This window comes from Kordia sp. E (assembly GCF_056033805.1).
This window is the reverse complement of sequence record NZ_JBRASR010000004.1, coordinates 157,443-174,343: the sequence shown is the minus strand read 5'-3', so window position 1 is coordinate 174,343 and position 16,901 is coordinate 157,443. Positions and strand designations below refer to the sequence as shown.

12 protein-coding genes are annotated in these 16,901 nt (G+C 34.6%); 5 read left to right on the top strand and 7 right to left on the bottom strand.

Annotated elements, in window-relative coordinates; all coding sequences use genetic code 11:
* Window positions 1–71: 71 nt before the first annotated feature.
* A complete protein-coding gene (locus ACUUYC_RS20230) occupies window positions 72–4,613 on the top strand; it encodes a T9SS type A sorting domain-containing protein (protein ID WP_474268799.1) in 4,542 nt (1,513 codons plus the stop codon).
* Window positions 4,614–4,895: 282 nt separating this feature from the next.
* Here ACUUYC_RS20230 and ACUUYC_RS20225 read toward each other — a convergent pair whose 3' ends face one another.
* Window positions 4,896–5,348 carry a GNAT family N-acetyltransferase gene (locus ACUUYC_RS20225; protein ID WP_474268797.1) on the bottom strand — a complete coding sequence of 151 codons (453 nt, stop codon included), beginning with the start codon at window positions 5,346–5,348 and terminating at the stop codon, window positions 4,896–4,898.
* A 400-nt stretch (window positions 5,349–5,748) separates the two neighbouring features.
* Complete coding sequence (gene uvrA / locus ACUUYC_RS20220; protein ID WP_474268794.1) at window positions 5,749–8,583, bottom strand: excinuclease ABC subunit UvrA; 2,835 nt, start codon at window positions 8,581–8,583, stop codon at window positions 5,749–5,751.
* Between the two features lie 254 nt (window positions 8,584–8,837).
* On the opposite strand from uvrA, the gene ACUUYC_RS20215 reads away from it, so the two are divergent.
* Window positions 8,838–9,095 (top strand): hypothetical protein, encoded by a 258-nt coding sequence (locus ACUUYC_RS20215; protein WP_474268791.1) that lies wholly within the window; start codon window positions 8,838–8,840, stop codon window positions 9,093–9,095.
* Between the two features lie 76 nt (window positions 9,096–9,171).
* Here ACUUYC_RS20215 and ACUUYC_RS20210 read toward each other — a convergent pair whose 3' ends face one another.
* From ACUUYC_RS20210 to ACUUYC_RS20195, 4 genes are all read right to left on the bottom strand, one after another.
* The gene (locus ACUUYC_RS20210) at window positions 9,172–9,543 is read right to left on the bottom strand and encodes a hypothetical protein (protein WP_474268789.1); all 372 of its coding nucleotides are present in this window, start codon (window positions 9,541–9,543) and stop codon (window positions 9,172–9,174) included.
* Window positions 9,544–9,610: 67 nt separating this feature from the next.
* The gene (locus tag ACUUYC_RS20205; protein ID WP_474268787.1) at window positions 9,611–12,340 is read right to left on the bottom strand and encodes a zinc-dependent metalloprotease; all 2,730 of its coding nucleotides are present in this window, start codon (window positions 12,338–12,340) and stop codon (window positions 9,611–9,613) included.
* Between the two features lie 122 nt (window positions 12,341–12,462).
* On the bottom strand, window positions 12,463–13,173 hold the full coding sequence (locus tag ACUUYC_RS20200; protein WP_474268785.1) for a hypothetical protein: 711 nt from the start codon (window positions 13,171–13,173) through the stop codon (window positions 12,463–12,465).
* Window positions 13,174–13,181: 8 nt separating this feature from the next.
* Window positions 13,182–14,036, bottom strand: coding sequence for a DUF4846 domain-containing protein (locus tag ACUUYC_RS20195; RefSeq protein ID WP_474268783.1), 855 nt, complete (start codon window positions 14,034–14,036; stop codon window positions 13,182–13,184).
* 84 nt (window positions 14,037–14,120) lie between these two features.
* Here ACUUYC_RS20195 and ACUUYC_RS20190 point away from each other — a divergent pair, with 84 nt between their 5' ends.
* Window positions 14,121–14,645: a hypothetical protein gene (locus tag ACUUYC_RS20190; RefSeq protein ID WP_474268781.1), complete on the top strand. Its 525-nt coding sequence runs from the start codon at window positions 14,121–14,123 to the stop codon at window positions 14,643–14,645.
* Between the two features lie 147 nt (window positions 14,646–14,792).
* Here the strand turns inward: ACUUYC_RS20190 and ACUUYC_RS20185 are convergent, their stop codons facing one another.
* Window positions 14,793–15,308, bottom strand: coding sequence for a fasciclin domain-containing protein (locus ACUUYC_RS20185; protein WP_474268779.1), 516 nt, complete (start codon window positions 15,306–15,308; stop codon window positions 14,793–14,795).
* Window positions 15,309–15,436: 128 nt separating this feature from the next.
* Between ACUUYC_RS20185 and ACUUYC_RS20180 the strand changes: the two genes are divergently transcribed.
* Both ACUUYC_RS20180 and ACUUYC_RS20175 read left to right on the top strand, forming a co-directional pair.
* On the top strand, window positions 15,437–15,997 hold the full coding sequence (locus ACUUYC_RS20180; RefSeq protein ID WP_474268777.1) for an RNA polymerase sigma factor: 561 nt from the start codon (window positions 15,437–15,439) through the stop codon (window positions 15,995–15,997).
* Window positions 15,994–16,803, top strand: a complete 810-nt coding sequence (locus ACUUYC_RS20175) for an anti-sigma factor (protein WP_474268775.1) — start codon at window positions 15,994–15,996, stop codon at window positions 16,801–16,803. The genes ACUUYC_RS20180 and ACUUYC_RS20175 overlap by 4 nt, the downstream gene beginning before the upstream one ends.
* The last annotated feature ends 98 nt before the right edge of the window (window positions 16,804–16,901 follow it).

The following is a 16,901-nucleotide window of genomic DNA, read 5'->3' as shown; positions in this document are numbered from 1 at the left end:
GTTTATATTGTATGTATAGGGCTTTCGAGACTTTATTTGCATCATAAAATTAATCAAACAAAAAAAAGAAAATGATGAAAAAGTTACTCGATTATTGGTGCAAATATCTATTTGTCCACCCAAAAGAATTTATATTTCTAACCTTAGTTTTATTTGGCTACAGTTTTTCAAATGCTCAAATAGTAATTAGTGAAGTAAAAGAAACAGGATCTGTAGAGCTAAAAAATCTAGGAGCAACTACGGTTGATGTTTCTACATATTGGTTATGTGATTTTCCTGCCTACACGCAATTAAGTAATGCTTCTATCACTGTTGAATCGGGAAGTTTAATGATGACTGCTGGTTCTATTGTAGAAATTAGCGGTTTTAATTTTATTGATAGTGATGATGGCGAATTAGGATTATATTCTTCTTCAGCCTTTTCAAGTAGTGCTGCTATTGTCGATTATATCGAATGGGGATCTACAGGTCACCAAAGATCTGGTGTAGCGGTTGCTGCAGGAACTTGGACAGCAGGGGATTTTATCCCAGCTTTTGATAGTTCATTATCAATTCAATTTGATGGTAGTGGAAATACAGCTGCTGATTATGGAGCATATGTTTCTACTTTAGGAGCTGAAAATGGTACATGTCCAGAACTTCCAGACGGAGGAATGGTAACACTTGCAGACGGTACATCTACCTCTTATGCTAATTGTGCTGGTGATATCGTATTTGATGTTGCACACACTACGACAGCCCCAAACTTATCGTATTGGTACATTATCACAGATAACAACGACAACATCTTAGCATGGCAAAATTCAGCAAATGGAAACACCTTAGATTTAAGTGCAGCTCCAGCAGGCGAATGTCACGTTTGGGGATGGAATTACAGAGGGTTACCAAATCCAGTAGTAGGTGATCATATTTCAACACTTTCAGATGATGATTGTGAAGACATCTCAGATAACTGGGTAACAGTATACAGAGAAGTTCCTGATGGTGGAATGGTAACACTTGCAGACGGAACATCTACTTCGTATGCTAACTGTGCTGGTGATATCGTATTTGATGTTGCACACACTACAACAGCTCCAAACTTATCGTATTGGTACATCATCACAGATAACAACGACAACATCTTAGCATGGCAAAATTCAGCTAACGGAAACACGTTAGATTTAAGCGCTGCACCAGCAGGTGAATGTCATGTATGGGGATGGAATTACAGAGGATTACCAAATCCAGTAGTAGGTGATCATATTTCAACACTTTCAGATGATGATTGTGAAGACATCTCAGATAACTGGGTTACCGTATACAGAGAAGTTCCCGATGGTGGAATGGTAACACTAGCAGATGGAACATCTACTTCGTATGCTAATTGTGCTGGTGATATTGTTTTTGATGTTGCACATACTACGACAGCTCCAAACTTATCATATTGGTACATCATCACAGATAACAACGACAATATCTTAGCATGGCAAAATGCTGCTAACGGAAACACGTTAGACTTAAGTGCTGCACCAGCAGGCGAATGTCATGTTTGGGGATGGAATTATAGAGGATTACCAAATCCAGTAGTAGGCGATCATATTTCTACGCTTTCAGATGATGATTGTGAAGACATCTCAGATAACTGGGTTACCGTATACAGAGAAGTTCCTGATGGTGGAATGGTAACACTTGCAGACGGAACATCTACTTCGTATGCTAACTGTGCTGGTGATATTGTTTTTGATGTTGCACATACTACTACAGCTCCAAACTTATCATATTGGTACATCATCACAGATAACAACGACAATATCTTAGCTTGGCAAAATTCAGCAAATGGAAACACCTTAGATTTAAGCGCTGCACCAGCAGGTGAATGTCATGTATGGGGATGGAATTACAGAGGATTACCAAATCCAACAGTTGGCGATCATATTTCTACGCTTTCAGATGATGACTGTGAAGATATCTCAGACAACTGGGTTACAGTATACAGAGAAGTTCCCGATGGTGGAATGGTTACTTTAGCAGATGGTACATCTACTTCGTATGCTAATTGTGCTGGTGATATCGTATTTGATGTTGCACACACTACTACAGCTCCAAACTTATCATATTGGTATATCATCACAGATAACAACGATAACATCTTAGCTTGGCAGAATGCTGCTAACGGAAACACGTTAGATTTAAGCGCTGCATCAGCAGGTGAATGTCATGTATGGGGATGGAATTACAGAGGATTACCAAATCCAACAGTTGGCGATCATATTTCTACGCTTTCAGATGATGACTGTGAAGATATCTCAGACAACTGGGTTACCGTATACAGAGAAGTTCCCGATGGTGGAATGGTTACTTTAGCAGATGGTACATCTACTTCGTATGCTAATTGTGCTGGTGATATCGTATTTGATGTTGCACATACGACTACAGCTCCAAACTTATCATATTGGTATATCATCACAGATAACAACGATAACATCTTAGCATGGCAAAATGTAGCTAACGGAAACACATTAGATTTAAGTGCAGCTCCAGCAGGTGAATGTCATGTATGGGGATGGAATTATAGAGGATTACCAAATCCAGTAGTAGGTGATCATATTTCTACGCTTTCAGATGATGACTGTGAAGATATTTCAGATAACTGGGTAACAGTATATAGAGAAGTTCCTGATGGTGGAATGGTAACACTTGCAGACGGAACATCTACTTCGTATGCTAATTGTGCAGGTGATATTGTTTTTGATGTTGCACATACTACTACAGCTCCAAACTTATCGTATTGGTACATCATCACAGATAACAATGACAATATCTTAGCATGGCAAAATGCTGCTAACGGAAACACGTTGGATTTAAGTGCAGCTCCAGCAGGCGAATGTCATGTTTGGGGATGGAATTACAGAGGATTACCAAATCCAACAGTTGGAGATCATATTTCTACACTTTCAGATGATGATTGTGAAGACATTTCAGACAACTGGGTTACAGTATATAGAGAAGTTCCAGACGGAGGAATGGTTACTCTAGCTGACGGAACATCTACTTCTTATGCTAATTGTGCAGGTGACATCGTATTTGATGTTGCACACACTACGACTGCTCCAAACTTATCGTATTGGTATATCATCACAGATAATAATGATAACATCTTAGCTTGGCAAAATTCAGCAAACGGAAACACTTTAGACTTAAGTGCAGCTCCAGCAGGCGAATGTCATGTTTGGGGATGGAATTACAGAGGATTACCAAATCCAGTGGTAGGTGATCATATTTCTACGCTTTCAGATGATGACTGTGAAGACATTTCAGATAACTGGGTTACCGTATATAGAGAAGTTCCCGATGGTGGAATGGTAACACTTGCAGATGGTACATCTACTTCGTATGCTAATTGTGCTGGTGATATCGTATTTGATGTTGCACACACTACAACAGCTCCAAACTTATCGTATTGGTACATCATCACAGATAACAACGACAACATCTTAGCATGGCAAAATTCAGCTAACGGAAACACCTTAGATTTAAGCGCTGCTCCAGCAGGTGAATGTCATGTATGGGGATGGAATTATAGAGGATTGCCAAATCCAGTAGTGGGCGATCATATATCTACCTTATCGGATGATGATTGTGAAGACATCTCAGATAACTGGGTAACAGTATACAGAGAAGTTCCTGATGGTGGAATGGTAACACTTGCAGACGGAACATCTACTTCGTATGCTAATTGTGCAGGTGATATTGTTTTTGATGTTGCACATACGACTACAGCTCCAAACTTATCATATTGGTATATTATCACAGATAACAATGACAATATCTTAGCATGGCAAAATGCTGCTAACGGAAACACCTTAGATTTAAGTGCTGCACCAGCAGGCGAATGTCATGTTTGGGGATGGAATTACAGAGGATTACCAAATCCAGTAGTAGGTGATCATATTTCTACGCTTTCAGATGATGATTGTGAAGATATCTCAGATAACTGGGTTACGGTATACAGAGAAGTTCCAGATGGTGGAATGGTTACTTTAGCTGATGGTGTAACAACATCATATACAGGAGATGCTGGAAACATCATATTTGATGTTGCACATACGACTACAGCTCCAAACTTATCGTATTGGTATATCATTACAGATGACAACGATAACATCTTAGCATGGCAAAATGCTGCTAACGGAAACACGTTAGACTTAAGTGCTGCACCAGTAGGTGAATGTCATGTTTGGGGATGGAATTACAGAGGATTACCAAATCCAGTAGTAGGCGATCATATTTCTACGCTTTCAGATGATGATTGTGAAGATATCTCAGACAATTGGGTCACTGTAACAAGGCAAGATCCTTTAAGTGTTGAAGATTTTGAAAATAGAATTGATTTTAGTGTATACCCAAATCCAACGAATGACATATTAAATCTGAAAAGTACATCAAGCCAATCATTTGATGTCGTTATAGAAATTTATGATGTATCAGGAAGAAGAGTATATCAAGAAAATGGAAACTTAAATAATACAATACAAGTTAATATTTCTTCTTTTCAATCAGGAGTATATTTATTAAACATTACTGATACAGAAAGTAACTCAAAAATTACAAAACAAGTAGTTAAGAAATAAAGATTAGAGTTTAGTTTTACGTAGTTTATTATTAATTCAAGTGTTGAAAAGAGTGTTTCTTAATTGAAGCACTCTTTTTATTTTCTCTTAAAGCCTTTCGTAACCAACGTTATTATAAATGAAGGCGATTAAAAGTACTTCAACAATTATAGTCAAACTCAATGCTAAAATTAAAATAGGTTTTTCTTTCATTCGTTATTCATGGTATCTCCTCAAATTGTGCTAAACTTTTTTTTAGATTCATAATTTCTAATTATACACGACTTAAGTTAGCTGTAGTTTTTAACTCGTTTTTGTGGAGTATATTTTCACTTCATCTCCGAGAACTCCAAACCCTTTTGAGTGATATTTCCAACCTTTCTTTTCATAAAAGTCATTTAATTCCGTGGAAAGATATAAAGTGTCAAATCCTCTTTTTTTAGATTCATTAAAACTGTGTTTCAATAATTTTTCAGCCAAACCTTGATTTCTAAAGCTTTCTTCAATATATAAACAGGCAAACCAAGGCATTAAATCTTGTCGGCTTATTATGTCATTAGTCAATAATGCATAACATCCAACAATTTCTTCCTTATTCAGTATTAAGTAGAACTTTGGAATAGATTCATGATCAAATGAGTTTTCAATACAATTCTTGTAAAAATTAAAATTAGATTCATTTCCCCAATTTTTCCAAAAGTAATCAACACCTTTTTCTATTAAATTACTTTCCTTGGTTATTAGTTCTATTTTCATTTTTTTTATAATTAATCACAACCTATACATAACAGGAATTCCTGTTGTTTCTATTTTGAAAATTACGCAATGAGTTAAAACTAAAAGAATCTTTAGTAATTTCAAAAAAACGAATCAGATTTTAAGACTTTCTGATGTTTACTATTTCACCAACCGTACGAAAGTAACTTTCAAAGGCTATTTTTCCGTTTCACACTATTTTCATTGTAAACAGTGACTTTTGAGGCTTTATTTGTACCATATTATTATTGAAATTAGCAATTCAAGAAAATAAAAGTGCTGTGAAAAAGAATAAAGATTAGTTTAGTTTATATAGTTTATTTATTAATTCAGAGGACGAAAAGCGTGTTTCAACTAAGAAACACGCTTTTTTATGTGTAATGTGTATTTGAATTTCTTGTTACACCAATTCCTTCTTCAAAAAACGTGCTGTATGACTTTTTTTATGCTTAGCAACTTCTTCAGGAGTTCCTTTTGTTACGACTTGTCCGCCGCCTTTTCCACCTTCATAACCTATATCAATGATATAATCAGTCATTTTAATCACGTCCATATTGTGTTCAATAACTACAATGGTGTTTCCTTTATTGACTAATTTATTCAGTACTTCCATTAACACACGAATATCTTCAAAATGTAGTCCAGTTGTAGGTTCATCTAAGATATAAAATGTATTTCCTGTGTCTCTTTTTGATAATTCTGTTGCTAATTTTATACGTTGAGCTTCACCACCAGAAAGCGTTGTACTTTGTTGCCCAAGTGTGATATAACCCAAACCAACATCTTTGATGGTTTTTAGTTTACGATAGATTTTTGGAATGTGTTCAAAGAAATTTACGGCTTCATTCATCGTCATGCTCAATACATCCGCAATCGATTTTCCTTTGTAACGAATTTCCAGCGTTTCACGATTGAAACGTTTTCCTGTACACGTTTCACATTCAACATACACATCTGGTAAAAAGTTCATTTCTATCACACGTAATCCACCACCTTGACAGGTTTCGCAACGTCCGCCTTTTACATTAAAGCTGAATCTTCCTGGTTTGTAGCCACGAATCATCGCTTCAGGAGTTTTGGCATATAAACTTCTTATTTCACTAAAAACGCCTGTATATGTAGCCGGATTTGAGCGTGGTGTACGACCAATTGGCGATTGATTGATATCAATTACTTTGTCAATATGTTCCAAACCTTTAATGCTTTTATACGGCATTGGTTTTTTTACAGCATTGAAAAAGTGTGCATTCAAAATAGGGTAGAGCGTTTCATTTACTAATGTAGATTTTCCACTTCCAGAAACTCCGGTAACACCAATCATTTTTCCTAAAGGAAATTCTACAGAAACATTTTTCAAATTATTTCCTGTCGCGCCTTTTAAGATTAACTTTTTACCATTTCCTTTTCTACGTTCAGCTGGAATCGCAATTTGTTTACTTCCGTTTAAGTAAGCAGCCGTAAGTGTATCGTGTGTGAGTAATTCTTCTGGTGTTCCTTCTGAGATAATTTCGCCACCATGTCGTCCAGCATTTGGACCAATATCAATAACGTGATCGGCACGTTCTATCATGTCTTTATCGTGTTCTACCACAATAACAGAGTTTCCAATATCGCGTAATGATTCAAGCGAATTGATCAATTTTTCATTGTCTCTTTGGTGCAAACCAATACTTGGTTCATCTAATATATATAAAACACCAACTAATTGCGAACCAATTTGTGTAGCGAGTCGAATACGTTGTGCTTCTCCACCAGAAAGTGATTTTGAACTTCTATTTAGTGCAAGGTAATTTAAACCTACATCTAATAAAAAGCGCAATCGTGTTGAAATTTCTTTTACGACTTCGGTTGCTATTTTACGTTGTTTTTCAGATAATTGTTCTTGTAAACCGTCAAACCAAGCGGCCAATTCTACAATATCCATATTTGCCAATTCGGCAATATTTTTTTCGTTTACTTTAAAGTATAATGATTCTTTGCGTAAGCGCGATCCACCACATTCTGAACAATCCACTTTGTCCATATAGTTTTTTGCCCAACGTTTGATTGAAGAAGATTCACTGTCTTCATATTGATGTTTGATGAAACTTACAATTCCTTCAAAATCAATCTTATAGTCGCGTGTAACACCAAGTGTTTTGCTGACAACAGAAAACTTTTCGTTTCCACCATTTAGAATTACATCCATGGCTTCTTGCGGAATATCTTTGATCGGATCACTTAATTTGAACTCGTAACGCTCTGCAATAATTTCCAATTGTTTAAATATCCATGACTTTTTATAATCACCCAAAGGTGCAATTCCACCAGCTTTTATCGTTGCTTTTGGATCTGGAATTACTTTGGCATCATTTACTTCATGTAGTGTTCCCAAACCGTTACAGTTAGGACACATTCCTTTTGGAGAGTTGAATGAAAATGTATTTGGTTCAGGACTTGGGTATGAAATTCCTGAAGACGGACACATTAAGTTACGACTGAAATAACGTGCTTCTTTTGGCGCATCTTGATCAATTACCATTAAAACATCATCACCATGATACATGGCAGTTTTGATAGTTTCCGTAAGGCGTTTATCATTATCAACTTCATCATTAATCACTAAACGATCAATTACGATTTCGATATCGTGGGTTTTGTAACGATCCAATCGCATTCCTTTTTCAATATCAACAATAGCACCATCCACACGAACTTTTACAAATCCTTGTTTGGCAATATTTTCAAATAATTCGCGGTAATGTCCTTTACGTGAACGAATTACTGGTGCTAAGATATTAACACGTTTTTCGTTAAAATCGTTTAGGATTAAACTTTTGATTTGTTCATCACTATAGCTCACCATTTTTTCACCAGAATTGTAACTGTATGCATCTGAAGCTCTGGCAAATAATAGTCGTAAAAAATCGTAGATTTCAGTAATAGTTCCAACAGTTGAACGTGGACTTTTACTAGTAGTTTTTTGCTCAATGGCGATTACAGGAGATAAACCATCAATTTTGTCAACATCCGGACGTTCTAATCCGCCTAAAAACTGTCGCGCATACGCAGAAAATGTTTCGATGTAGCGTCGTTGTCCTTCTGCATAAATGGTATCAAAAGCTAAGGATGATTTTCCACTTCCAGAAAGACCAGTGATCACGACTAGTTTTTCTCTAGGAATCGTAACATCAATATCTTTTAGGTTATGAACTCTGGCACCTTGAACTTCTATATTTTCTTCGTAATTCGTCATAGCTTTTGCAAAAATGCAAAGGTACGAATTTTACAGTCAGAAAGTAACACTGAATAATCTCAATTTTTTACAATATCAGAATTTATAATCATTGTTATATTTCTTTAGTTTTAATGCTTAATTGAGTATTTATGAATTCATGTATTTAATTGAAATAAAATAATGCTATATAAATGTTAATTAAGGTTTTACCGTAAGTATCTCAAGATTCATTTATATAAGTTTAAGTATTATTAATTTCAAAACTTTATATCATGAAAAGAAAGAATTTAAAATCGTTAAAGCTTAACAAGAAGTCTATTTCGAATTTTCACACACCAGCTATTAAAGGAGGAACTTTTAATACAATATCATGTCAACCAATAGGAATTTGTGCAGAGACACAAAATTGCCCTACTGATGATTGTAATAATACAAATGCGTGCGGTACAAACGCATGTACAGACGACTGTAACCCAAGTAACGGATGTCCAACAATATCTTGTCAGCCAATCGGTATTTGTGGTCGATAAATATTATAAACCAAAAAATAGCGGACTTCGGTTCGCTTTTTTTATGGTTTTTAGTTACTGCAAGAACCGTATCTAATTACCTTTTTTTAAAGAATGCTTTTCTGATCAAAATTACATAAATAACTATTGGAATCAACACACATATAATCACAGAAGAAGCAACATAGTTACTTCCAAAACTATTGAAGAGGTTCAAGAAGTCAACTGATTTTTGAAATAACCAATTGCAAAACTGTGTAAAATCTGATATCAATAGGAGCGAAGCAATGATTACAATTGTGAAGACAATGGTACACTTTCGTTGTTTGTATATTTTATCAAGTAATAACATCCAAGTTAATGGAATGATAATAAACCATACAATGATATTGATTTCTTTATAAGTGAAACCTGTAGCGTTAGCAATAATCATTAGCACTTCGTATGTATAGTTAAAAATGGTGTCCATAAAGTTTAAATATAAAAAAACTCCGAAACTTTCGCTTCGGAGTTTTTAATATGTTTATGAAATATGATTACTCAATAATCAATTTCTTAGTTACTTTTCTATCTTGATCAGTTACTGAAATTAAATACATACCAGTACTAACATTCTTTAAAGAGATATTTTCTTTGAATGTAGATGTAGCGTTGTAGCTTTTAGAGTGAACTAATCTTCCAGCGATATCGTGTACTGCTACATCGATATTTTCACCAGATTGTGAGTTAAATGATAAAGAGAACTCACCTTTATTTGGATTTGGATATAAAGAGAAGTTGTCTAAAGCGAATTCTTCATTACTTAATACAATCGTTGTTGATGTAGTACAAAGTTCAACAGACCACTCATTTACAGTTCCTGTATCTCCTGTAAAGAAATCAACAAAAACTAAATTCCAAACTCCAGCAGGGTTATTTCCGTTAAATCCAGTCATTGGACTTGCAGGAGCATATGTACCTGTTGTAGGAGATGCACACATAATAGCTGGCTCACCATCTTTTAAGGTAACGTTAAGATTTCCAAATTGAGCAGTATTACAAGTTCTATTCCAGATATTAGCAAATCCACCACCATTAGGTGTTTGTAATTGCATAATTAAATCTCCAATATATGAATGAGTTACATTCGCACTTATTCTAAGATCTGTAATTGGAGTAGATTCTGTAACAGTTACAGGAATAAATACTGGTGTTCCTTGTCCAGGCATACCAGCTCCGTCAGGGATAGCAGTAGCAATTGCTCCAGTTGTATATGTATTACAAACTGTAGCATCTGTTACTGTAGCTCCAACAGAGAATGATTTAGAAATTGCAAAGAAAACGTTTCCTACAGCTTCAATCTTTATTCTACAGAAAGGTTCAAAAACTGATGGGAATGTAATTGATTCAGAACCATCATTTGCAGTATTAGTAGCTAATGCAGTTGGGAAAGTCAATCCACCATCCGTAGAGAATAAGATGTTTACATTTGAAGTATTAATTCCATTAGCAGTTGTTCCAGCTACATCCCAAGTAATTGTGTTTGTAGTTCCAGAAGCATAGCTAAAGTTTGTTGTATTTGGTGCAGTAACAATGAAAGGACCAGTATTTGCTAATGTAAGAGTCATGTCGTCTCTATTAGATTGTCCTCCATTTGGAGATGCGTTATCTCTTACAGTTAATGCAAAGTCCATTGTTCTAGCAACGCTAGGCGTAACTTCCCAAGATGGTGTTAAGTTATCGTTTAAGATATCACTTAATTGTGGGAATGTACGATCTCCAGTTGTCATTGGAGAGTATGATCTAAATTGTGGATCACTTGTACTTGTTGTAGAAGGAACATTTGTTGTAATACCAACATCAGTTTGTTCCCAACAATATGATAATACATTACCAGCATTTGCATCAGTTCCTGTACCAGATAATGTAAAAGCAGTTCCATAAGGAATTGTATAATCAGCTCCTGCATTAGATGTTGGAGCAGCATTTCCGTTTGCAGTATTGTTAGAACAAGTTGGCTCTCCAGGAGGCGTAATACGTGTCCACATTTCGTCAATACTAATTGCATGGAAGTGATCGTCACTATTTCCTTGTACGTTATCAGAACCACAAATACCAGCATATGCCATGATTGTTGTTCCACTTCCTGGTTCTACAGCAGTTGTTGCACTTCTGTTTCCACCAGCGCAAGAACCTTGTCCACCATTAAATGTGTGGTTTGCACCATATTGGTGACCCATTTCGTGTGCTACGAAATCAATATCAAAAGGATCTCCTACAGGGTTTGGAGAACCAGTTACACCTGCAGCTTTTGCATTACTGTAGCAAATACCACCACGAGCAGCTAATCCACCACCACCAGTAGTGAATACGTGACCGATATCATAGTTAGCTAATCCAATATTAGCATTTACGATAGTAACATTTTGATTAATTAATTGATTTGCATCACTATCAGTATATCCATCATTTTCAGCTAAGAAAATAATACTAGTATTATCTACCAATGTCATTGTTAACGACATGTCTCTTTCGAAAACTGCGTTTACTCTTGTCATTGTAACATTCATTGCAGCTAAAACTGTAGCTCTTTTTACTGCATCAGTTGCAGCAGCTTGTCCAGCAGCATTGATATGATAGTTTGCATATTCTTGTGTACATGCTAATGCTAAACGGAAAGTTCTTAATTGACCGTCATTTGCATTTTCAGGATTGAAAGCTCCATCAGCGCTTGTTCTATCTTCTGTAGAATCGTCTACAAGACATCCAATTCTTTCTTCAAGACTATTACTTGCATACAGATTTTCTTTAGCATACATTACATATGTTTGTAAATCTGTTGTCATTGGATCAATGTAGTATGTTTTTCCAATTGTATGAACAGTTGCATGGAATCCAAAAATTGTTGTAGAAAAACGAATTATAGTTCCAGTATTTTCTCTACTAACAGCAACATACGATTGTATGTCTGGATAGTTAGCAGCAAAATCACGGTCTAATACAGAAGCATTGTATACTTCAAAGGTTTCCATTTTACCATCAACAATAGGAAATTGAACTGTTATCTCAGAAGGAATGTTTAATTCTCTGTCTGGAGCATCAGCAAGTGTCTGTTTTAAAGAATTCAGATCTAATTTGAATAGATCATACGCTATAGGTGTAGAGTTTCTTTCTAATAGATCAGTCTGCTTGATTTTAGACTCATCCGTTTGTTGCCAAAACGATCTCCCTTGCGAGAAACCAATAATAGGAATTAGTAGTAATATAAAAAAGTAGTTCTTTCTCATAATTTTAGATTAATTTTAGTTTAATAAAAGTGCCGTAAAGTTAATTCTTTTTTTAAGATACTTTATAAAACATTTAACAATTCTGTGCTTTAAATGTTAAAATTTAACAGATTATCAAACGTTTAGTTCCATGCTTTTACACTATCCATAGGTAAGTTCATAAAGATAATAGTGTGATTGTTGGATAAAGAAATACCACTTTCTGTTGTTTTCCAGTTGTCCCAAGTTGCATACAACCCACCGATAGGAATAATGCTAACCCACATTTTGTAACCTTTTGGACGATAATTTTCATCCAATAACCATAAGTATGAGTCACCTGGCGTTGTACCGCCGCTTGCATAAGTGATTAGTAATCCTTTTTCGTTATTTTCTAAGGAAACAATACTACGTGTAACACCTTCATCAAAAACTTTATAGGGAGCTACTAACCAAAACGAGTCATTATTAAAGTACGAAAGTGCTTTTTCAATATAACTTGAAGCATTTTCCGAATCTATAGTATTATTGTTAATAGTAACACTACTGGATGTAGGTTCTTTTAGGTTTAAGTTTACTTTTACGTCATTCCATGATACATCAACTTTGCGTTGATCTTTATCCCAAACATATTCATGTCCGCCAGGAAATGTCCAACTCAGATAACGTGTGTTTTTATATGCTTCATAGTTTAAAGCGTTTAGCATTTTAGTTGCTAGTGCATCTGCTTCTGCTCCAGAAGTTCCTTTGGGTAATGGTTCGTTGTATTTAATGTATGCAAATGCAAAAAGTAGTAACAGAATGACAATGATGCCTAAAATACTTTTTCCTATAATTTTGAATACTTTTTTCATTAATTATTTTATTCTTTAAATCTTCTTAAATCAGTGCTTTCAAATAACCATTCAGGAGTTCTTATTTTTCCTTCCTTTGCCTTGTACCAAGGACTTATTTGTTTGTTTTGTTGATTTACTAAAATTTGAGTTTCCTGTGCTGGCATGTAACTTTGTGCAATCATAAATATTTTTTCACCTTGTTCATTTTTTGCCACATCAACAACAATAACGGCATGTCCAAATGGATTTCCTTTTTGAATAAACACGTCGCCAACTTGAATATTTTTGATGTCAGTAACTTTCATTAGTTCATTTCGTAAAGAAGCTGTATTCGCATATGCGAAAATGTAATTCATGTATTTTCTAAATTTTTTATAGGAGTGATCACCATTTGCATATTTTTTAAAATGTCTTGGTTTTCCGTCAGATAAAAAGTTGAAGTGAATGTCATTTAATCGTTTTTGAGCAAATAGATATTCGCCACGCAATCGCATCACAGCATCAGCACATTGTTGTAAATCGCGTGTGCCAATTTCCATGTCAACCACAGAAATATATACGTTGTTGTTGTATTTTTCACGTCCATCAAAGTATTTTACTTTACTGTAGAACGGTTTTAGCGATAAGTTTCTTAAATAAGAACCAAAATGAGTCGCTTCAAGTGGAATTCTTGTGTAGTCTTTTGGCGTTCTAAAACGCGTTTCAATGATTTTACCTGTTGGATTTATCAAGTTTTCTTCTTCAACGACTTCTTCTTGTAAAACGAGTTCGGTTGTTTGATTTGAAGATTGTTTTTGTTCATTCGCGCAAGCGAAACATAATAAACTAATGAAAAAAAGAATTGCATTATTTTTTACAGCATGTATTGTCAGATTCCGCATATGATGTTATTTTTACTTCAAGTTTAAATTTACAAAATAAGTATAAAGGAATTAATAGAAAACAATAATAATACCAATTAATATATGAACATCTTAGGAATAAGCTCACGAATTAAACATCCCGAATACGGATTAGGCGTTGTAACGAATGTAACATCTAAACATTATTGGGTTACTTTTATTGAAAATGGATTGGAAACCATTGATATTGATAGTGATTTTGAAGTGATTGATGCCGTTGAAGATGAAGTGGATAGTGTAAGTTTTTATGAAGTAGAAACAATTTTGAAAAATATGCTAAAAAAATGGTCAGATGTATCTGAAATTGTTCCGATGGCTGACAAATGGAAAGGTGGAAAAATTGTTTTAGAGCCTGGCGACACCAATTTAAAAGGAAAAGAAATTCCGATTGATGGCTTTTTTCATAAAATAGTAATGGTTCGTGATCGCATTCGTGTGATGGAACAAAAGATTAATTCTAGCAATTTAGATGAACAAGAAAAAATAGATTTACAACAGTATATTACGCGTATCTATGGAAGTTTGACAACATTTAATGTATTGTTTAAAAACAAGTCACAGCAATTTGTAGGATCTAGATCAAAGTAGTCTTTTCAAGATTCAATATTTTACCTAACACCTAACACCTAACACCTAACACCTAACACCTAATTCCCAAAACAAAATTCCATCAAAATAAAAAAAGGGAACAATCCAAACCAGATTGTTCCCTTTTCACTTGTAAACTAACCAACACTATTTTGGCATCACAACGCTATCGATAACATGGATTACTCCATTACTAGCCATGATATCTGTACTAGAAATCATGCTGTGGTTTCCGTTAGCATCTTTCAACCAAATTCCTTTGTCGTTTTGTACAACAGTTATTTTTGCTCCACTAAGTGTTTTTAGTGTCACTTTTCCTTTTCCTTTTTTCAAAGCAGCAACTACATCCTTTGCAGTTAATTTTCCTTTAATTACGTGATACGTTAAAATACTAGTCAGTTTCGATTTGTTTTCTTGCTTTAGTAAAGCACCTAATGTATTTGCGTCTATCTTAGCAAAAGCAGCGTTTGTTGGTGCGAATACTGTAAATGGTCCGTCACTTTTTAATGCATCGACCAATCCGGCAGCTTTTACAGCAGTTACCAATGTTGAGAAGCTTTTGTTTGAAGCTGCAATGTCTACAATATCTTTATTTTGTGCGGTTGTATTTATAGTAAAAAAGAAAATTGCTGCAGTTGTGATTGTTAAGATTAATTTTTTCATAATAATGTTTAATTTTTTAGATTCTATTTTTAGTTTGTTAAGCGCTTTCAAAATTATATACACAAGTTTTTAGCGTTTGGATGAGCTTGGTTAATTTTTTTTTAAATTTGATAAGATTTATTTCAAAAGTGAACAACGACACTATACTTATTGAACAACTTCAAAATGGAGACGAAACCGCATTGTCAAAGCTATATGACAAGTATTCGGGTGCAATATATGGTGTCATAATTCGTATGTGTAGAAATGAAGAAGCTGCACAAGAAATTTTGCAAGAAACTTTTATGAAAGCTTGGGATAAGTCACATTTGTATGATTCATCAAAGGGAAAATTTTATACTTGGTTATATAGAATCGCTAGAAATACAACATTAAATTTTTTACGAAAAGATGATAAACTCATCCAAACAGAAGATTTAAGTGTATATAAAGATGAAGAAGAAGGTGTTGAAGAACATGCAGGATTGCATGCTGAACTAAAAGGTGCATTGTCTAAATTGGATGCACATCATCAAAAAGCCCTAAGACTAGTTTATTTTAATGGACTCACACATAAAGAGGCACATGAAGAAATGGGAGTTCCTTTGGGAACTTTTAAATCGTATATTCGACAAGCGGTAGAAAAATTGCGTGTTGTATATTCGAAAGAATTATTAGTATTGATTTGTTTATTAGAATTAGTAACATGAAAGATAGAAATACTATCATAGAAAGCGGAATGCTAGAACAATACTTTTTAGGAACTTTACCTGAAGAGCAAGTTATTGCGCTCGAAAAAATGTTAGCTGACGATGAAGTCTTAGCAGCGAAATTCTCTGAGATAGAACAAGATTTTGAAAATATAGCTCTAGAAAACGCTGTGCAACCACCAAGTTTTGTAAAAGAAAATCTATTTGCAGCGATAAAAGAAGATGCAAAAGTAAAAATACTTCCAGAAGCAAAAGATAAAGATACTTTAGCTGTAGCTGAAAAAAACGCAAGTTCACAAACGTTCATGTGGATTGCCGCAGGATTGGCGGCTATATTTATGGTAAGTTCTTTGTGGATGTTTACACAATGGAATACTACTCAAGATGATTTGCAAACTACACAACAAGAATTAAATACAGTAAAAGAACAAATTGCTAATTTGGAAGCAGGCTTAAAAGACTCGCAATTATTAGCGGAAGTCGTAAAAGACCCAAATACACTTCAATATGCATTGAAAGGGAATGACAAAATTCCTGATGGATTTGCTATGGCATACATAAATCACGAAGGTAAATCTGCTATTGTAAATGCGCAAAAACTTCCAGCGTTACCAGCAGATAAAACTTATCAAATGTGGGCAGATGTTGATGGAGAAATGATCAACATGGGAATCATCGATAAAAGCAAAGATGTTGTTGTTTTGCAATACATTGATAAAGCCGCTTCATTAAACATTACTATTGAACCTGCTGGTGGAAGCGATCATGCTACTGTAGCGCAGTTGGTAACAAATGTATATCTGTAGTAATTTTATCGCACTACACTTTTTATAAATTACGTATACATTCTAGTTATTTTTTTAGATTCTAAATTTAAAAAAAGAAATTCTGTTTATCTTTACTA